Consider the following 549-nt stretch of genomic DNA (forward strand, 5'->3'; position numbering starts at 1 on the left):
GTCTTTGGCGGAGCAGCCGTGGCTGGCGGAGCATGCCGCGTTCGGTACCGTCCTGGTGCCCGGCACCGGCCTGCTGGAGCTTGCCCTGACCGCCGCCCATCACGTGGGCGCCGGTGAGGTGAGTGAGCTGACGCTGCTGGAGCCGTTGGTGCTGGCAGAGGATGCGGCGGTGCGGCTGCAGGTGACGGTCGGGGCGGAGACGGTCGGGGGGCGGCGTCCGGTGGCGGTGTTCAGCCGTCGTGAGGATGCGGCCGAGGATGTGCCGTGGCGTCGGCATGCGGCTGGTGAGCTCGGTCCGGTGGCCGAGGTGGTTCCGGAGGTGTTCGCGGAGTTGGCGCAGTGGCCGGTTCCGGGTGCCGAGCGGGTCGATCTCGACGGGTTCTACGAGGAGTTCGCGGGGCGTGGGCTGGTGTACGGCCCGGCGTTCCAGGGGTTGGCGGAGCTGTGGCGGGACGGCAGCAGCGCGTACGGGATCGTGCGCCTGCCCGAGGGTCTGAAGCCCGACGGCTACGGTGTCCATCCCGCCCTCCTCGACGCCGCCCTGCACAC

Annotated in this window: 1 protein-coding gene; it reads left to right on the forward strand. The window is 72.1% G+C overall.

All coding sequences use genetic code 11. The annotated features are described in order from the left end of the window. Positions 1-55: 55 nt before the first annotated feature. On the forward strand, positions 56-549 hold a 494-nt coding region (locus tag BIV23_RS44970), incomplete at its 3' end, for a polyketide synthase dehydratase domain-containing protein (RefSeq protein WP_245790954.1).

This window comes from Streptomyces monashensis, from assembly GCF_001866665.1.
In the GTDB taxonomy this organism is placed as follows: Bacteria; Actinomycetota; Actinomycetes; order Streptomycetales; family Streptomycetaceae; genus Streptomyces; species Streptomyces monashensis.